Below are 17,196 nucleotides of genomic sequence, written 5' to 3'. Positions count from 1 at the left end.
ATCGCGATATTACAATGATAGCGCTAATTACCCAAAAAAGCAGGAGGCCTAACCTGAAATAAAAAGCCGGATTTCTCCGGCTTATATTGATTTTATTGCGCTGTTCTCAGTTTTTCCGCAAACTCATCTGGCAATGGGCTGTCAATAACAGCCCGTGCAGCTCTTTCAATATCATAGTCAAAGCGGATAAATTCAACCCCGACGGACTCAGGATCAAGCACGCTGGTATTTTCATTGATATGTAGTAAAACATAACATCCGCGTGGATCTCCGTCTTTTGGCTTTCCTACAGAACCGATATTAACGGCGTGTTTGTATCGTGTAACAGCTTCTCCTGATACCGGCACAATACGGTGGTAGGGTTTATGACTATGCCCAAAACAGAGAATATCAGCACCGGCATCGTTCAACTGCGCGGCAATAGCTGCTTCCTCCATCTCCTGCAACAGGTATTCATTCACACTTTTGGGACTGCCATGCACCATGAGTAATACCAGCTTCTCATTGTTCAATTGAAACTCCAGACGTATGTGGGCTGGTAAGTTTTTCAAATACACCTTGCCTTCGTCGCTGATTATCTCGTAGGCATAGTCCTTACCCAGGTCCTGAACGGTTTTCCCTTCTTCCAGGTACGATTTCCTGATCTTCAGATCATGATTGCCTGCAATAGTCGCAATATTGCGATCGCGAATAGCTGTTATCACTTCGTTGGGCCAGACATTGTATCCAACCAGGTCTCCCAGGCAATAGATGACATCCGGTTGTCTTTTATCCACACTCTCGAAAAAGGCGTTCAAAGCCGGTAGATTAGCGTGAATATCACTAAACAGTGCAATTCTCATATTTTAAGTCTTAAATGCCTTTACGCAGGCTCTCGGCATATGCATTGGGCAGCGGACTGTTTTCTACAGCCTTAGCCGCCTTCTCTATATCGTATTCAAAACGCACGAATTCAACCTGTACGGTGTCTTTGTTGAATATACTGCTGTCCTCATTGATATGTAGCAGTACATACCCACCGCGCGAGTCGCCATCCTTAGGTTTACCGACAGAGCCGATGTTAATGGCATGCCTGTAGTGCTGATTTTCTTCCGGTATCGCAGGTAAGACACGATGGTAGGGTTTATGAGTATGACCGAAGCACATAATATCTGCGTCTGCATCCTGCATAATGCGCATCAGGCTTTTTTCGTCCCTGTCTTCAAACAGGTATTCGTTTATCTTACGGGGACTGCCATGTACCAGCAGGAGGTTCAGCTTGTCCTGATTTAACTGAAATTCCACTTTGATGTGAGCCGGCAGTGAGCGCAGGTATCTGCGCTCGTCGTCCTTTACGATTTCATTGGTATACGAAATGGACACAGCACCATTAGCCTTTTCATCATCTGTTTTATATGCGCAGCCGCAATCGTCACTTTTTCGGCCAATACCAAAATCATAGTTGCCCGCAATGGTCGGAATGCCGCGCCTGCGCACCTCGTTAATCACTTCGTTGGGCCAGATATTGTACCCTACCAGGTCCCCCAGACAGTAAATGGCATCCGGACGCCGGGCTTCCACATCTTTAAAGAATGCTTCCAGGGCTGGCAGATTGGCATGGATGTCACTAAATAATGCAATTTTCATATGAATAGGTTTAGGCGTTTTGAACCTGATTATTTAAATAATACTTTTTTCTTAACGCAAAGGCCACATTTACCAGGGCGATGAGTGCAGGCACTTCTACCAATGGCCCGATCACACCCGCAAATGCTTCCCCGCTGTTGATGCCAAATACACCAATGGCAACGGCAATCGCCAGTTCAAAATTGTTGCCGGTAGCAGTGAAAGCAATGGACGTGTTGCGGGCATAGTCGGCCCCCAACGCTTTACCAATAAAGAAGCTCAGGAGGAACATGATAGCAAAGTAGAGTACCAGTGGTACAGCGATGCGTACAACATCCATTGGTATTTGTACGATTAACTGGCCTTTCAGACTGAACATGATCACAATAGTGAACAACAATGCAATCAAAGTGATGGGGGAGATAAAAGGAATGAACTTTTTCGTCAGCCATTCTTCACCTTTAATGCTAATGAGAGCATAGCGGCTTATAAGGCCGGCAGCAAAAGGTATTCCCAGATAAATGGCTACGCTCCTGGCAATTTCGCCTATCGTAATATTCACGGCCAGCCCTTTCATGCCGAATAAAGGAGGCAATACCGTAATGAACACATAAGCATACACACTGTATAGCAACACCTGGAAAATACTGTTTAAGGCAACCAGCCCTGCAGCATATTCCCGGCTGCCCTCCGCAAGTTCATTCCATACAATTACCATTGCAATGCAGCGGGCCAGGCCAATCAGGATAAGCCCCACCATATATTCCGGATAACCATGCAGGAAAGCGACGGCCAGTGCAAACATAAGTATCGGGCCTATAATCCAGTTCAGAAACAGCGATGCGCCTAATACCCTGGTGTTGTTGAACACTTCACCCATCTTTTCATAACGCACCTTTGCCAGTGGCGGGTACATCATCAGGATAAGACCAATAGCCAGGGGTATATTGGTTGTGCCGCTGGACATTTGATTAATATAAGCAGGAACACCTGGCATGAAATACCCGATGCTTACACCTCCTGCCATTGCAAGAAATATCCAGAGGGTAAGATAACGATCCAAAAAACTTAGCTTTTTCCGTTCATGCGCCGGCGCACAATTATTAGCTGACATACTTTACTGTTTAGCGTTATTTACAGCAGCCGGGAGCGCAGCAAGGAGCTTCTGCTGTGGGCTTCTCTGCATATACAGTTACACTGTAAATGCCTGTCTGACTGTTTTTAAATTGGTTTATCTCATCTGCAGATAAATACCCCGACAGGATATCATCCGGTATAATAATGGCTTTCTCTTTCTGTACTGTAATATTCACAAAAGCATTATCGCGAATTAAATCCAGGTAAACCTGTTTCTGTATAGCGCCCGATACACAGCCTGCATACATTTCAGCCGCTTCCTGTATAGCTGGCGGCAGATCGCCCTCCAGCACAATATCAGAAATACTGAAATGACCGCCCGGTTTTAATACCCGGTAAATCTCTTTCATCACAGCGTCTTTATTGGGAACAAGGTTCAATACACAATTGCTGACCACTACATCAGCTACATTGGCTGTCACCGGCATATTTTCAATATCTCCCTGCCTGAACTCGACGTTATTAAATCCGCGCACCTCCGCATTCGCACGCGCTCTTTCTATCATCGCCGGCGTAAAGTCTATACCGATCACCTTACCCGTTTCACCTGTCTCATGTCTCGCTATAAAACAATCATTCCCTGCACCACTGCCAAGGTCTATCACAGTATCTCCTTTTTTGATCTGCGCAAACTGTGTTGGCAGACCGCATCCCAGACCAAGGTCCGCATCGGCATTATAACCTTCTAATGTACTATAATCATCACTCATGATGTTATATACCTCTGTAGAGCAGCAGCTGGAACCACAGCAGGACGCCTGGTTACTGGCTTTATCCTGTAAAGCAATCTCGCTGTACTTCTGCTTCACCATGTCTTTGATTTGCTGATCGTTTGACATAAAATTGGAGTTTAAACTATTATTGTAATATTACGATGAATAAAGGCAAAAAAAATCAACAGCATTTATTCTCCAGGCTTACCTCCCCAAAGAAACTGTTGAACAATTGCTTATACTGTTTCCAAACCGCCGGATTGATACAATAGCACACACTGGCGCCTTCAATAGTACCCTGAATGATCCCCGCGTTCTTTAATTCTTTCAGATGCTGGGAAGTGGTCGCCTGAGCAAGCCCTAATTCTTCTACCAGGTCCCCGCACACACAGGCATTGGTCTTCACCAGGTACTGCAGAATGGCAATACGTGCAGGATGTGCGAGTGCTTTCGCCATACCGGCGAGCTCATTCTGCTGTTTTGTGAAAAGGTCTGTTTTACTGGCTCCCATATCGCAATATTACGATGATAGTTTTAATTACCAAAAAAAAATCAAAAAATATTTCTCAGGATAATCTGTTATTAAAAATGGCTTCTGGTGTATCCACCACGGTAAAAGCATGTACCGGATCAGTATACAGGAACCCTTTTTCTCTCATCACTGAGATCTGCTGTACGAATGGATCATAGAACCCCGCTGAATTAAGCAGAATAACTTTTTTATCATGGATACTCAGGCTGTTCCATGCCATCATTTCAATCACCTCGTCCAGTGTACCGTAGCCGCCCGGAAGAATGATAGCTGCATCACAAAGATTGTACATCATCTTCTTCCTGGTATGCATGTCTTCCACAATGTGGAACTGCGTAACCCTGTCATGCTTGAATTCTCTTTCCACCAGCGATTTAGGCATCACACCAATTACATTCCCCTCGTTTTCCAATGCCGCATTCGCGACAACACCCATAAGACCACTGTTACCGCCTCCATAGACGAGCGTAATCTTATGCTGCGCAAGTAAAGCGCCAAGCCTCGCTGCATGTTGTGAGAAGAGTGGATCACTTCCTGGTTTGGAACCACAGAAAACTGCTGCTGATTGAAACATGGTAAAGATGATTAGAGTGTAATATTAGCAGATAAAAGTGGAATATTCATGCAGTATGGATATATGGTGTGATTGCTGAAAAGCTAATACTGAAGGCGGCTATAGATAATGGATTCTTATAAAGAATGGATTTTGTTTATTGCTAATATGCTGATTTAAAATAAAGTATGCGATTGTTTTATAAAAAAAATATCAAAATAATCATCTCTGAATCATGCAATCTCTTAACTTTGCAACATCAACAACCCAACGAAAATTATTTTAACACCAAAATTTAAAATCCTAAGACATGAAAAATCTAACAATGCTATCAAGCCTAGCGCTACTACCACTACTACAACTACTACCACTAAACCTGGAAAACGCGCAAGGACAATCTATTTCTCAATCCACAAAACCTGCATATCCAAATGAGACAGCAAGCAAATTACTTCCATCATCTGAGTGATTCATGCAGCACTATGCGGGCGAGCAATAGCTTACGCATGAACCACGTCAACCTCAATATCCACCGGCCTTTCTCAGTTTCCTATATATCAGGTGTCATTACAACGTTATCCCCAGCCAAAAACAAGACACACACTAAGGATTATAATAAGCCTCCCACATATACTGAAATCAGCCCTCACGCAATAAATAACTCTTACTCACAAGTAGTTTTCGGAATAAGTCTGCAAGCGGTGGATGACATTGCATTATTCGCCGGCTCTGTATTAAGCAACGGTAAACGTAAAGAATGACCGACAAGTAAACAGCATATACATACTTAAAAGACTCAAGAACATTACGTCTGCGTTCCCGGAACGTAGTGTAAATCGCATTTCCTGCCGCCGGCCAAATCTGGACCGGGATTGCGGCTACTATTGCCTTAACAGGTTATAACGTGCATTGAGAATGACTCCCTCATTCTCAACAGGGAAAGCTATTGCGAATAATTGATTTATACGGTCTCCATAAAATCTAATTGAAGTAGCCAGGTTAATATGTAACATGACTATTTCTAATGAAAGAATTTTTAGTGGAAGAATTATGAGGGTTATGAAACAGGCCTGGTATTCCTGCCGGGCTTCTTTTAAAATTCCGAAAAGAATGCTGCCGGCGAATAAATCGTTCGGACAATCCTTGTAGCAATACCTGGTATACAAAGTATGTCTACCCGGACTAATAGTGTAAAAATACATTGATCACAAAACAAATAACAATAACAATGCCTAATATAAAAACAGCGCAATCATTCTGGATGTGGTTCTTGTGCCACCAAAAGGTTTATTTACGCTTACATGAGGTAAGTGAAACAGAAAAGGAAGCATGGTTAGATGAATTATTGAAGCAATTGCACAAATATCATAAGGGACTGGGGTATGTATTAAATCTTGAACATCGTATCCATGCGGAATTAATCATATCGGCTGAGGGAGATTTCAGGTTGTTTGAAGAGGTTACATTTCTAATAAGCAGAGCCCCTGTAATAGATGAGTGGCACTTCGTCGACTTTATATATCCAACTGAGATTAAAGGCTTATTTACTCATGATGATATGGTGTTCTTCCCTAATGATATTTATTTCACCGCTCGCAAGAATAACAAGCGTTTAGGATTATTGGATCTTCAGTTATACATGGATGCGACTCAGGCTAACTGGCAATCGGCAGAATTCTACAATGCCGTAAATCTGCTTTTGTTAAACCTTCTCGGGGAGATAAATCTCGCTACAACTATTGGTAAGTTCTCAGTCAACGATATACAGAATGTCTCCGGTAAAAAGCGACTCTATGCTTTACGGGAGTTGCCTGAGTTTGTTGCTACACGTAATGTGATAAGAAAATTGCTTCCGGCTATGATGAGTCAGGGTATTTTATTTTGATGCACAATTTGGGGTTTAATTAGATAACAGCACCCCGGTTTCCACCGGGGCGCTTGTTTTATACTAACAACTACAACTACAATAGTTCTGTCAATGCTTCTTTTGAAAACCCTTTCAGCTCTTCCGTCCTGCCTTCCTTAATCTTCTTCACCCAATCCGCATCCGCAAGAATAGGTCTTCCAACAGCCACCAGATCAAAATCACCCCGGTCAAATCTGCGTACCAGTTCATCCAGTGAACTAGGCTCCGAACGCTCTCCTCTGAACGCAGCAAGAAACTCTCCGCTCAATCCCACAGAACCAACAGTAATAGTCGCTTTACCCGTGATCTTCTTCGCCCATCCGGCAAAGTTCAGATCAGAGCCTTCAAACTCAGGTTCCCAGAAACGGCGCTGTGAACAATGGAATATATCTACGCCCGCATCTGCCATTGGCTGCAGCCACGATTCCATTTCTGCCGGAGTAGCAGCCAGTTTATCATTATAGTCGTAAGGCTTCCACTGCGATAAACGGATGATAATCGCAAAATCATCTCCCACACGCCTCCTTATTTCCTTAATCACTTCAACAGCAAATCTTGACCGCTCTGCAAGTGTTTTGCCACCATAACGATCACTACGCAGATTCGTTTTTGCGGAGAAGAACTGATCGATCAGGTAGTTATGCGCACCATGTATCTCCACACAGTCAAATCCCAGGCTTTTTGCGTCCGCTGCAGCATCGCCGAAAGCTTTGATCGTGTCCTGAATATTCTTTTCCGACATCGCAACACCATTCGTATTCTCAGGTCTGTTAATACCCGAAGGGCCCTCAAAAGGCGTGAGAGGCAGCCATCCGGAATGATGATTGTCCATTACGCCCTGATGCCATATCTGTGGTCCCATACTGCCGCCAGCTGCATGTACCTCATTAATCACCTGCTGCCAGCCATTCAGTGAACTGCTCCCGTGAAAACGCGGAATGTTCGGATCTGCAGAAGACGCCGGACGATTGATCACCGTACCCTCCGAAAGGATCAATCCAACCTCACCCTCCGCACGACGGCGGTAATAAGCGGCTACGTTGTCTCCCGGTACGCCATTTGGTGAAAATGACCGCGTCATAGGGGCCATTACAATCCTGTTCTTTATGTTCAGCGACTTGAGGCTGAAAGGCTTAAATAAGCTCAGATTACTCATTCTGTTTACATTTATGTATATGTGGACCCAATAAGGGATAATAGAATTTCAAGGCAAATATATCGGAGATTTCCGAAATGCCAATTATCTTTTACCGGTAAATGACATTTCCCCCGGATGGGATAGATTTGATATCTGACGGAAAATGTTGTAGTTTGCTGAAGAAAGGATAGCGCCCCAAAACATTGTAAACCAGCCATCCTTTCCCTGAAAAGTTAATGCCCAAAAAAATACTTCCATGATACTGCCGTCCTTTCACCGCTGCAACTGCGTTATGATTACGTATGCAATGCCCTGGCATTATCCCACAGGATGTTTTAATACGGGTTTAACAACACATTCACCACACATACTTGCAACACATTCGCCGAATACCGATCTTTAGACTAAATAAATAGCATATGAAATCGAGAGAACAACTCCAACGGGAAAACGAAATGATCCAGGATATGCTGAAAAGCGGGGTAGAAGAATCATTGCTTAAGATTCCCGGAGTACATCATGTCAGCATTGGCCTAAAAGAAGTAAACGGACATATCACAGATACACTTTGTATCAGGATATACGTCCAGGAGAAAAAGGGGCAGGGCCAGCTGGCTGAACATGAAGTACTGCCCGCAGAGATCAATGGCATCCCGACTGATGTGAATATCATTCCTGACTTTAAAGCCTCTCTCGATGAAAATATTTATCGTCCTTTACGCGGAGGTATACAGGTCACCAACCGTATCGTAGTACAGGACCCCGAGAGCTTCGGCAATGAAATAGCACACGGTACCCTGGGCTGCCTGGCAACAGATAACGAAACAGGTAAAACCGTGCTCTTAAGCAACTGGCATGTACTGATGGCCAACAACGCAAAAGTGGGCGACAGAATATACCAGCCGGCTCCCGCAAAAGTGCCCGACATCAGCCTCTCTCAATTGCCATACCATCCTAAAGACGACGTCAATGCTGTCGGCACGATCATTAAAGCAACCATCAACAATAAAGTAGATGCTGCCATCGCAGTGATTGATTATCCCCGCATCAACGGCGACGCTCAACATATTAATGAGATCAACGGACTTTGCGTGAATGGCCGCCCAGAGCAAAATGTGATCCTAGGTCAGGCTACCGCTATCGCCGGACAAACAGTCTTCAAGGTAGGAGAGGTGTCAGGACGTACCGAAGGCAGAATAGTAGATGTGAACTATCCGGTTACCACCTTTCCGATAGAAGGCGTACCCCGCACATTTACCGGCCAGATCGCCATTCAGCCCATAAGCCCGGACAAGCATTTTTCAGAAAAAGGAGATTCAGGTTCCGTAATCATCGACGCGCACAATAATATCGTTGGATTATTATTTGCCAGCAACGGTAACGCAAAACCACAGATCACGCTTGCCAATCACATCGCCGATGTAGTGGAGGCAATGAATATCAGTATCAATTTTTCTAACCAAAGCGTATCCACGAGCCACTCAGAAGCCGGAACGATGGAAACGATGCCTTAGGAGTGAAATAGTAAATTGAAGTTCTCAGATAGCAACCACTAAAAGGAGAGTAATTACCGGTAGATAAAAAGGTGATACATTAAGGGCAGCGACTATGTCTGTTGTGTCAGCGACGATCTCCCTGTAAATGCTTTCCTGCTGTTACTAAACAAAGAGTCGGCCGGTAGGAGCTTTCTGTAAGGGATCTTGGGAGTTTCAGCTTATTGATTGGTGTACACTCACCGCTTCAGCAACATCAGATCCGGCTGTGCATACTTATACACCTTAAAGTAGATCGTCGTATTCGTCTGATATACCCCGTCAAACGTCGACAACAGATCTACAAACGAAAGTAAATGATCATTATCCCTGCACATTACATTCACTTCAAGGTCATACGCTCCGGACGTCATTGCCAGAAAACTTACCTCAGGCAGGACGGATATCTTCTTCGCCACTGCCTCCTTTAATGTCGCCGGTCTGACATACACAGCAATATGCGCATAAGACCTGAACCCCACCTTCTCCGGATCAACCCGCCCCACAATACTGATCGTCCCGTCCTCAATCAGCCGGTTAAACCGGGTCCGCACAGTCCCGATAGACACATTCAGCTTCTCCGCAATAACAGTAAAAGAAACCCTGCCATCCTGTTGCAGATAGGTTAAGATAGAGAAATCAAGATCGTCCAGGGGAAGCTTGTCAGTGGATTTAGTTTTTCCCATTTCTCTTAGAATATAGGAGTTAAAGGTATTTGCAGAAATGTCAGAAAGTACATACTAAATGTACATTTTTTTCAGTAAATTAAGGGTATCGTATAAAAAATGCATTCATAACCCAAACTCCCCAAGGCAATGAAATACGAAAGGGTCAGGAATTTCATTAATGGTAATTTTAAGGAAGTATCATCTCCACGTACACTCCCTGTCATTTCTCCCACAGATGGCAGTTTGCTGGCTGAAATGCCTTGCTCCACTGCGGCAGACGTAGCAGAAGCCGTGCAGGCCGCAAAAGCAGCTTTCCCCGGCTGGAGTAAAACACCGATCAAAGAACGGGTGCAGGTCTTCTTCCGGTATAAATATCTGCTGGAACAATATCTGCAGGAGCTCGCAGAGCTGGTCAGCGAAGAAAACGGTAAGACAATGACCGAGGCCATCGCAGAAGTGGAAAAATGTATAGAACTGACCGAATTCGCCACCTCATTGCCCCAGCTCATCACCGGCGAAGTGCTGGAAGTAAGCGCGGGCGTGGAATGCCGCACGGCCCACGTACCACTGGGAGTGGTCGCCTCTATCGTACCTTTCAATTTCCCTGCAATGGTGCCCAATTGGACCATCCCCAATGCCATCGCCCTGGGCAATTGTATGATCATAAAACCGTCCGAAAAAGTACCGCTTAGCCTGGGCGTACTCGCTCGTCTCCTCAAAGAAGCCGGACTACCCAACGGTGTGCTGAACATCGTCAATGGCGATAGCGAAGTAGTCAACGCCATCTGCGATCACCCCGATATAGAAGCCGTATCATTTGTAGGTTCTACGAAAGTTGCTAAGATTGTCTACCAGCGCGCCACGCAGAACCTCAAACGCTGCCTGGCTCTCGGCGGTGCAAAGAACCACCTGGTGGTATTACCAGACGCCAAACCCGGTATGACCGCCCAGAACGTGGCCGCATCTATGAGCGGTTGCGCCGGACAACGTTGCATGGCGGCATCCGCAATGATAGGTGTAGGACAGGTAGATCATATCGTAGACCTCGTTTGTGAAGAGGTGAAAAAGATCGTCCCCGGACAAAATCTCGGGGCTGTCATTAGCAAAGAATCGAAAGAAAGAATAGAAAAATATATCACCGAAGCCGAAGCCCAGGGCGCGAAAATACTCGTTGACGGCCGCGGTGCAAAAGTAAGCGGTAAGGAAAACGGCACCTACGTCGGCCCGACGGTCATCGACTATGTAACCGCTGATATGGCGGTAGCAAAAGAAGAGATCTTCGGTCCCGTTATCAGCATCATGCGCACCAATACGGTGGATGAAGCCCTGGTCATCGAAAACGCCAATCCTTACGGCAATGCAGCCTCCGTATTCACGCAGAACGGAGGTATGGCGCGTTACATCGCTGAAAGGGCCAGCGCTGGCATGATCGGCGTGAATGTTGGCGTCCCTGTACCCCGTGAACCTTTCTCTTTCGGAGGATGGAACGAAAGCAAATTCGGCGTAGGCGATATCACCGGCAAAAGCTCCATAGAGTTCTGGACGAAGCTAAAGAAGAGTACCACCAAATGGAATCCCGAAGAAGGCGTAAACTGGATGAGTTAGCATCATTGTTCACACAAATTTTCCGCGTATGTCAGAAAAAGGGATCATATCCCATGCACAGGAAATTATCCAGGAAAACCTGGACTATACCTTATTCTCATGGAGTAAACAAAAAGGCATTGCCCCCATTGCCGTAAAATACGCTGCAGGCGTCTATCTCTATGACTATGACGACAAACGTTACATCGACTTCTCATCAGGACTGATCAATGTAAACATCGGCCACGGTCATCCACGCGTCACTGCTGCTGTCGTGAAACAGATGCAGGAAGTCAGCTATGTTACTCCCGGATGCGTAACAGAAGCACGTGGCAAACTGGGACATAAACTGGCAGAGATCTGCCCCGGCAATCTGAAAAAGACCTTGTTCACCGTCTGTGGCGCGAGTGCTATAGAGAACGCCATAAAACTGGCCCGCCTCTATACCGGCCGGCATAAGATCATCGCCCGCTACCGGGCTTTCCATGGTGCTTCCTACGCTGCCATGACTGCCGGTGGCGATCCCCGTAAACTGGCCCACGATGCCCAGCAGGTCCCGAACATCGTACATGTCGAAGATCCCTATTGTTACCGCTGTCCGTGGGGCAAAGAAATAACTACCTGCAGTCGCGAATGCGTCAGCCACATAGAAAGGGTCATCCAGTTCGAAGGTCCTGAAACCATAGCTGCCATCCTGATGGAGGGTGAAAGCGGTTCCTCCGGTTGTATCAAATATCCGCCGGATTACCTGCAAAAGATCCGGGCCCTCTGCGACAAATACGGCATCCTCCTGATCGCCGATGAGGTCATGAGTGGCTTCGGAAGAACAGGCAAATGGTTCGCCTGCGACCTGCATGGCGTAGTGCCCGATATGATCGCTACCGCAAAAGGAATTACTGCCGGCTACATCCCCCTGGGAGCTTTAATCGTAAGTGATAAAATAGCGGCTCATTTCGACGATAAAACACTCTGGCTGGGATTGACCTATTCCGCGCATCCCGTAGCCTGTGCAGCAGGCGTGGAAGTGCTGGATATCTACGAAGACGAACACCTCATCGAGAACGCCGCCGCCATGGGCGCCTACATAGAACAGGAAGTAGAGACCATGAAACAACATCATCCCTGCATCGGCGATTTCCGCAACACGGGCCTGCTGGGATGTATAGAGCTCGTAAAGAACCGGGGCACAAAAGAACCCATGGTGCCCTTCAACGCCAAACCGGAGGAAATGGCCGTAATGAACCGGGTAGCTGCCCGGCTCAAACAATTAGGAATGTATGCTTTTGTCCGCTGGAACTATGTATTTATTGCGCCACCTTTAAGTATCACAAAAGCACAGGTTGATGAAGGCCTCGCCATGATCAGCGACGCGCTCTCAATTGCAGACGAATATGTTCTCTAGACACCGGACAACAAAGCGCAAACGCAACAAAACATACCTAACAAAACATCAATCGGCTCCGTAGGTGCCGTGTGTTTGTAGCGCGGGGTTTCAACCCCGGGATTGTGATAATCGGACGACGATAATTGGGATGGTTTCAACCTCGGGATTGTGATAATCGGACGGAGATAATTGGGGTGGTTTCAACCCCAAAAACAACATCTGCTAAAACATAAATAAAATAATGGACGCCCAAAACCATAACATCAACCAAAACATTCCCCGCTCCGCGCTTTACAGCGAGGACCTGGCCCCTGTACCCGAATCACGTCGTACCTGGAACACCTGGAACTACGCCAGTCTCTGGATCAGCATGAGCCTCTGCATCCCGACCTACATGCTGGCCAGTTCCCTGATAGAAGGAGGAATGAACTGGTGGCAGGCCATCCTCACGATCTTCGCCGGCAACACCGTCGTCCTGATTCCCATGATCCTGAACGGTCATGCGGGCGCCAAATACGGCATTCCCTTCCCGGTCTTCGCACGGGCCAGCTTCGGCACCCAGGGCGCCAATATTCCTGCCATGCTGCGCGCAATTGTTGCCTGCGGATGGTTCGGTATCCAGACCTGGATCGGCGGATTTGCCCTCTACCAGATGCTGAAATTGTGGATGCCCGGTCTTGTCGGCTTACCACCAGTATTCCCGGCGTCCTTTGGCCTTGCGACCGGTCCTGCTATCTGCTTCCTCTTATTCTGGCTGCTCAACATGTACATCGTTTATTTAGGCATAGAAAGCATCCGGAAACTATTGGTCTTCAAAGCCATCTTCCTGCCCATCGCCGTACTGGCACTATTGTACTGGGCGGTAAACGCCGTCGATGGCGGCCTCGGACCTATTCTGACACAACCCTCAAAATTCACCTCCAACGCTGCCTTCTGGGCTTTCTTCATTCCCGGTCTCACAGGCATGGTAGGTTTCTGGGCTACACTGTCACTCAATATCCCTGACTTTACCCGCTATGCGGTCAGCCAGAAGGCACAGATCAAAGGGCAGGCCTTAGGGCTGCCCCCGTCCATGACCTTATTCTCTTTCATTGGTGTTGTTGTAACCTCCGCCACCACGATCGTTTACGGCACCACTATCTGGGATCCCGTAGTACTGGCCGGCAAATTCGATAACAAGATCCTGGTCAGCATTGCTATGATCGCAGTGGCTATTTCCACACTGGCAACCAACATCGCGGCAAACATTATCAGCCCCGCGAACGACTTTGCCAACCTCGCGCCTAAAAAGATCAGCTTCCGTACCGGCGGTTATATCACGGGTATTATCGGAATTCTCATTTTCCCCTGGAAATTGGTCGCCGATCCTACCGGCTACATCTTCACCTGGCTGGTCGGTTACTCGAGCTTATTAGGCCCGGTAGGTGGCATTATGATCGCCGATTACTACCTGATCCGTAAGCAGCAGCTGGTGGTGGATGAATTGTACGATCCGCAGGGGGCCTATAGTTTCTCCAATGGCTTCAACCGCTATGCCATAGTAGCCCTGCTGCTGGGTATTATACCTAACATCCCCGGCTTCCTGACAACGATCAGACTCATACCAGCGGATGCCGTCCCCGGCTGGATCACCCAATTATACAGTTATGCATGGTTTGTAGGATTCTTTGTATCCGGCATCAGTTACTATCTCATCATGCGTTCTTATAGTATCATTACCACTACCGGAAAAAACAACGAAATCAATTATGTCACTGCTGATTAAAAACGGAAGGATCATTACCGCTACGGATGATTACCTGGCGGATATATTGGTAGAAGGAGAACAGGTAGCCGCTATCGGTAAAGAACTGATCGCTGATGCTGAACAAACCATCGATGCTGCCGGTATGCTGGTCATGCCCGGAGGAATAGATCCGCATGTACACCTGGACATGCCTTTTATGGGCACTTTCTCCAGCGATACGCACGAAACAGGCACCAGGGCCGCCCTCTTTGGCGGTACTACTACCGTGATCGATTTCGTGTTGCAGAAACAAGGACATACCCTCCGCGAAGCACTGGATGAATGGAACAGCAGGGCCCGCGGTACTACTGTAGGCGACTATAGCTTCCACATGGCAGTGACCGATTTTAACCCCGGTACCAAAGCTGAAATAAAGACCATGGTGGAACAGGAAGGGATCACTTCCTTCAAGACATTCATGGCCTATAAAGGCGCCCTCATGATCGACGACCGGCAAATGACCGCGTTAATGCAGGAAGTAAGACAGCAGGGTGGGATGGTCACCGTACACGCTACTAACGGCGATGTCATCGACTATCTCGTTGCAAAACACCTGGCCGAAGGAAATGTATCTCCGCTATATCACTACCTCTCTCAACCGGAAGTGACGGAAGCCGAGGCCTCCGCCCGCTTCACCGACATTGCAAATTATACCGGCTGCCCGGCATACATCGTCCATCTCACCTGCGAAGGAGCCCTCAATGCTGTTCGCAATGCCACCCGCCGCAATCAGAAGGTCTACGTCGAAACCTGCATCCAGTACCTCACCCTCGATGCGTCTAAATATGATCAGGGCTTCGAAAGTGCGAAATGGGTTATGAGCCCGCCCCTCCGGGAATTAAAAGACCAGGAAACGCTCTGGGCAGGCATCAACCAGGGACTTGTCAATATTGTGGCCACCGATCATTGCCCCTTTATGTGGAAACAAAAGCTGATGGGTGAAAACAACTTCTCAAAGATCCCCAATGGCCATCCCGCTATTGAAAACAGAATGGAGCTGCTGTTCAGCGAAGGGGTAAATAAGAACAGGATCACCCTCAACAAATACGTGGAAGTTGCCTGCACCAATCCCGCAAAGATCTTCGGTATGTTCCCCCGTAAAGGAACTATCGCTATTGGTAGCGATGCCGATATCATTATCCTGGATCCGCACGAGAAACATACCATCAGCGCAGCTACCCATCACATGAATGTAGACTACTCCGCTTATGAAGGATGGGAACTTACCGGTAAAGTGAAGACGGTGGTCTTAAGAGGAAAAGTAGCGATCGACAACAACGAATGCCTGGTAGCCAAAGGCTACGGGCAATTCATCAAACGTAATAAGGTCAGCGGAAAGATCTGAACAATTCATTACCTAAAATAGATCCTCATGTCGCGTATTATCAAATCAGGACTTATTCAAATGAGCTTGCCCAAAACAGAAGGTGAGGGAACCATCGACGAGATTAAAGAGGCCATGTTTCAGAAACATATCCCGCTGATCGAAGAAGCGGGAGAAAAAGGCGTGCAGATCCTCTGTCTGCAGGAGATCTTCAACACCCCTTATTTCTGTCCCGGTCAGGATACTAAATGGTATGCGTCAGCCGAAACCGTTCCAGGACCTACTACCGAGAGGATCGCTGCCTATGCGAAGAAGTACAGCATGGTGATCATCGTGCCCATCTATGAAAAAGAACAGGCAGGCGTATTATACAACACAGCCGCTGTTATCGATGCTGATGGTACTTACCTGGGGAAATACCGGAAGAACCATATCCCGCACACCTCCGGCTTCTGGGAGAAATTCTTCTTCAAACCGGGCAACCTGGGGTATCCTGTCTTCCAGACCAGGTACGCAAAGATAGGCATCTACATCTGCTACGACCGCCACTTCCCTGATGGCGCCAGAGTACTTGGTCTGAACGGAGCGGAGATCGTTTATAATCCATCTGCCACAGTAGCCGGTCTGTCCCAGTATCTGTGGAAACTGGAACAGCCTGCACATGCCGCCGCCAATGGATACTTTATGGGCTGCATCAACAGAGTAGGAGAGGAGAAGCCCTGGAACCTGGGTAAGTTCTACGGATCATCTTATTTCGTTGATCCCCGCGGACAGATCTTTGCCAGTGCCTCTGATGATAAAGACGAACTGCTCATCGCCACTTTCGATCTCGACATGATCGACGAGGTAAGAAGTGTATGGCAGTTCTTCCGCGACAGAAGACCGGAAACATATGGTAAGCTCACAGAGCTGTAGGCAACCATATTCAGCTGAATGCCGGTAACAAAACATATTCAGCAAACCGTCAATCCGCTCCGTTGGTGCCGTGTGTTTATAACGCGGGGTGCAACCCCAGGCGGTCCAACAAACCGGTAACAAAACATATTCAACAAACCATCAATCGGCTCCGTAGGTGCCGTGTGTTTGTAGCGCGGGGTTTTCAACCCCGGGGGGTGTGTTTGTAACGCGGGGTGCAACCCCAGGCGGTCCAACAAACCGGTAACAAAACATATTCAACAAACCATCAATCGGCTCCGTAGGTGCCGTGTGTTGTGCGCCCGGCATGTTCATAAACTAAGAGGTGTAAGTCCTCCGCGAGCCTTGATAGTAGGAATCGCTAGCTCAAGACAAGGGTGTCCACCGCGAGGTGGAATCTGAAGGAAGTCGGCGGCAAA

General features: G+C 47.2%; 15 protein-coding genes. 7 read left to right on the top strand and 8 right to left on the bottom strand.

Annotation, left to right across the window (positions count from 1 at the left end; translation table 11 throughout):
- Window positions 1–92: 92 nt before the first annotated feature.
- The 6 genes from L3C95_RS25400 to L3C95_RS25375 are packed head-to-tail and all read right to left on the bottom strand — an operon-like array spanning window position 93 to window position 4,561.
- Window positions 93–842: a metallophosphoesterase family protein gene (locus L3C95_RS25400; RefSeq protein ID WP_236392066.1), complete on the bottom strand. Its 750-nt coding sequence runs from the start codon at window positions 840–842 to the stop codon at window positions 93–95.
- A gap of 10 nt (window positions 843–852) precedes the next feature.
- Window positions 853–1,626 carry a metallophosphoesterase family protein gene (locus tag L3C95_RS25395; protein WP_236392064.1) on the bottom strand — a complete coding sequence of 258 codons (774 nt, stop codon included), beginning with the start codon at window positions 1,624–1,626 and terminating at the stop codon, window positions 853–855.
- 10 nt (window positions 1,627–1,636) lie between these two features.
- Window positions 1,637–2,719: an ACR3 family arsenite efflux transporter gene (gene arsB, locus L3C95_RS25390; RefSeq protein WP_236392062.1), complete on the bottom strand. Its 1,083-nt coding sequence runs from the start codon at window positions 2,717–2,719 to the stop codon at window positions 1,637–1,639.
- A gap of 16 nt (window positions 2,720–2,735) precedes the next feature.
- Window positions 2,736–3,581, bottom strand: coding sequence for an arsenite methyltransferase (locus tag L3C95_RS25385; RefSeq protein WP_236392060.1), 846 nt, complete (start codon window positions 3,579–3,581; stop codon window positions 2,736–2,738).
- A 55-nt stretch (window positions 3,582–3,636) separates the two neighbouring features.
- Window positions 3,637–3,966, bottom strand: a complete 330-nt coding sequence (locus L3C95_RS25380; RefSeq protein ID WP_236392058.1) for an ArsR/SmtB family transcription factor — start codon at window positions 3,964–3,966, stop codon at window positions 3,637–3,639.
- Between the two features lie 55 nt (window positions 3,967–4,021).
- A complete protein-coding gene (locus L3C95_RS25375) occupies window positions 4,022–4,561 on the bottom strand; it encodes a TIGR00730 family Rossman fold protein (protein ID WP_236392056.1) in 540 nt (179 codons plus the stop codon).
- Between the two features lie 1,207 nt (window positions 4,562–5,768).
- Here L3C95_RS25375 and L3C95_RS25370 point away from each other — a divergent pair.
- A complete protein-coding gene (locus L3C95_RS25370) occupies window positions 5,769–6,425 on the top strand; it encodes a hypothetical protein (RefSeq protein WP_236392055.1) in 657 nt (218 codons plus the stop codon).
- A 76-nt stretch (window positions 6,426–6,501) separates the two neighbouring features.
- Here L3C95_RS25370 and L3C95_RS25365 read toward each other — a convergent pair whose 3' ends face one another.
- Window positions 6,502–7,602 carry an NADH:flavin oxidoreductase gene (locus L3C95_RS25365; RefSeq protein ID WP_236392053.1) on the bottom strand — a complete coding sequence of 367 codons (1,101 nt, stop codon included), beginning with the start codon at window positions 7,600–7,602 and terminating at the stop codon, window positions 6,502–6,504.
- Between the two features lie 401 nt (window positions 7,603–8,003).
- Here L3C95_RS25365 and L3C95_RS25360 point away from each other — a divergent pair, with 401 nt between their 5' ends.
- Window positions 8,004–9,098 (top strand): S1 family peptidase, encoded by a 1,095-nt coding sequence (locus tag L3C95_RS25360; protein WP_236392050.1) that lies wholly within the window; start codon window positions 8,004–8,006, stop codon window positions 9,096–9,098.
- Window positions 9,099–9,316: 218 nt separating this feature from the next.
- Here the strand turns inward: L3C95_RS25360 and L3C95_RS25355 are convergent, their stop codons facing one another.
- On the bottom strand, window positions 9,317–9,802 hold the full coding sequence (locus tag L3C95_RS25355) for an Lrp/AsnC family transcriptional regulator (protein ID WP_236392049.1): 486 nt from the start codon (window positions 9,800–9,802) through the stop codon (window positions 9,317–9,319).
- A 129-nt stretch (window positions 9,803–9,931) separates the two neighbouring features.
- Between L3C95_RS25355 and L3C95_RS25350 the strand changes: the two genes are divergently transcribed.
- The 5 genes from L3C95_RS25350 (at window position 9,932) to L3C95_RS25330 (ending at window position 16,777) form a co-directional block, all read left to right on the top strand.
- Window positions 9,932–11,389: a CoA-acylating methylmalonate-semialdehyde dehydrogenase gene (locus tag L3C95_RS25350; protein ID WP_236392047.1), complete on the top strand. Its 1,458-nt coding sequence runs from the start codon at window positions 9,932–9,934 to the stop codon at window positions 11,387–11,389.
- Between the two features lie 28 nt (window positions 11,390–11,417).
- A complete protein-coding gene (locus tag L3C95_RS25345; RefSeq protein WP_236392045.1) occupies window positions 11,418–12,770 on the top strand; it encodes an aminotransferase class III-fold pyridoxal phosphate-dependent enzyme in 1,353 nt (450 codons plus the stop codon).
- Window positions 12,771–12,993: 223 nt separating this feature from the next.
- Window positions 12,994–14,517, top strand: a complete 1,524-nt coding sequence (locus tag L3C95_RS25340) for an NCS1 family nucleobase:cation symporter-1 (protein ID WP_236392043.1) — start codon at window positions 12,994–12,996, stop codon at window positions 14,515–14,517.
- Window positions 14,501–15,883, top strand: coding sequence for a dihydropyrimidinase (hydA, locus tag L3C95_RS25335; protein WP_236392041.1), 1,383 nt, complete (start codon window positions 14,501–14,503; stop codon window positions 15,881–15,883). Before L3C95_RS25340 ends, hydA begins: the two co-directional genes overlap by 17 nt.
- 27 nt (window positions 15,884–15,910) lie before the next feature.
- The gene (locus L3C95_RS25330; protein WP_236392039.1) at window positions 15,911–16,777 is read left to right on the top strand and encodes a nitrilase-related carbon-nitrogen hydrolase; all 867 of its coding nucleotides are present in this window, start codon (window positions 15,911–15,913) and stop codon (window positions 16,775–16,777) included.
- The last annotated feature ends 419 nt before the right edge of the window (window positions 16,778–17,196 follow it).

This window comes from Chitinophaga filiformis, assembly GCF_021646545.1.
Classification (GTDB): Bacteria; Bacteroidota; Bacteroidia; order Chitinophagales; family Chitinophagaceae; genus Chitinophaga; species Chitinophaga filiformis_A.
The sequence above is the reverse complement of the archived record's forward strand: the minus strand, read 5'-3'. Positions and strand labels throughout refer to the sequence as shown.